1 rRNA gene is annotated in these 1,655 nt (G+C 52.1%); it reads right to left on the bottom strand.

The features are described 5' to 3' along the window. Window positions 1-14: 14 nt before the first annotated feature. Window positions 15-1,545 (bottom strand): 16S ribosomal RNA (locus tag BLS51_RS29015). Between the last annotated feature and the right edge of the window lie 110 nt (window positions 1,546-1,655).

The following is a 1,655-nucleotide window of genomic DNA, read 5'->3' as shown; positions in this document are numbered from 1 at the left end:
CGTGCAAACTCTAGAAAGGAGGTGATCCAGCCGCACCTTCCGATACGGCTACCTTGTTACGACTTCACCCCAGTCACGAATCCTACCGTGGTAAGCGCCCTCCTTGCGGTTAAGCTACCTACTTCTGGTAAAACCCGCTCCCATGGTGTGACGGGCGGTGTGTACAAGACCCGGGAACGTATTCACCGCGACATGCTGATCCGCGATTACTAGCGATTCCAACTTCATGCAGTCGAGTTGCAGACTACAATCCGGACTACGATACACTTTCTGCGATTAGCTCCCCCTCGCGGGTTGGCGGCGCTCTGTATGTACCATTGTATGACGTGTGAAGCCCTACCCATAAGGGCCATGAGGACTTGACGTCATCCCCACCTTCCTCCGGTTTGTCACCGGCAGTCTCATTAGAGTGCTCTTGCGTAGCAACTAATGACAAGGGTTGCGCTCGTTGCGGGACTTAACCCAACATCTCACGACACGAGCTGACGACAGCCATGCAGCACCTGTGTAATGGTTCCCTTTCGGGCACTCTCCAATCTCTCAAAGATTCCATCCATGTCAAGGGTAGGTAAGGTTTTTCGCGTTGCATCGAATTAATCCACATCATCCACCGCTTGTGCGGGTCCCCGTCAATTCCTTTGAGTTTTAATCTTGCGACCGTACTCCCCAGGCGGTCTACTTCACGCGTTAGCTGCGTTACCAAGTCAATTAAGACCCGACAACTAGTAGACATCGTTTAGGGCGTGGACTACCAGGGTATCTAATCCTGTTTGCTCCCCACGCTTTCGTGCATGAGCGTCAGTTTTGACCCAGGGGGCTGCCTTCGCCATCGGTGTTCCTCCACATATCTACGCATTTCACTGCTACACGTGGAATTCTACCCCCCTCTGCCAAACTCTAGCCTTGCAGTCACCATCGCCATTCCCAGGTTGAGCCCGGGGATTTCACGACAGTCTTACAAAACCGCCTGCGCACGCTTTACGCCCAGTAATTCCGATTAACGCTTGCACCCTACGTATTACCGCGGCTGCTGGCACGTAGTTAGCCGGTGCTTATTCTTCAGGTACCGTCATGAGCCACAGGTATTATCCATAGCCTTTTCTTCCCTGACAAAAGAGCTTTACAACCCGAAGGCCTTCTTCACTCACGCGGCATTGCTGGATCAGGGTTGCCCCCATTGTCCAAAATTCCCCACTGCTGCCTCCCGTAGGAGTCTGGACCGTGTCTCAGTTCCAGTGTGGCTGGTCGTCCTCTCAGACCAGCTACTGATCGATGCCTTGGTAGGCTTTTACCCTACCAACTAGCTAATCAGATATCGGCCGCTCCAGGAGCACAAGGCCTTGCGGTCCCCTGCTTTCATCCTTAGATCGTATGCGGTATTAGCGTAACTTTCGCTACGTTATCCCCCACTCCAGGGTACGTTCCGATATATTACTCACCCGTTCGCCACTCGCCACCAGAGCAAGCTCCGTGCTGCCGTTCGACTTGCATGTGTAAGGCATGCCGCCAGCGTTCAATCTGAGCCAGGATCAAACTCTTTAGTTTAATCTCTGTTTGTGACCACTGCTGGTCACTGGTTCGCTCTTCTCAAAAATACTGACAGTATTTCTACTGAATATTTCTTTGTTGAGCATTTAATGCTTTTTGTTGCAGCA

It is taken from the genome of Duganella sp. OV510 (assembly GCF_900100205.1).
Classification (GTDB): Bacteria; Pseudomonadota; Gammaproteobacteria; order Burkholderiales; family Burkholderiaceae_D; genus Rugamonas.
This window is presented reverse-complemented; position numbering and strand designations above follow the sequence as displayed.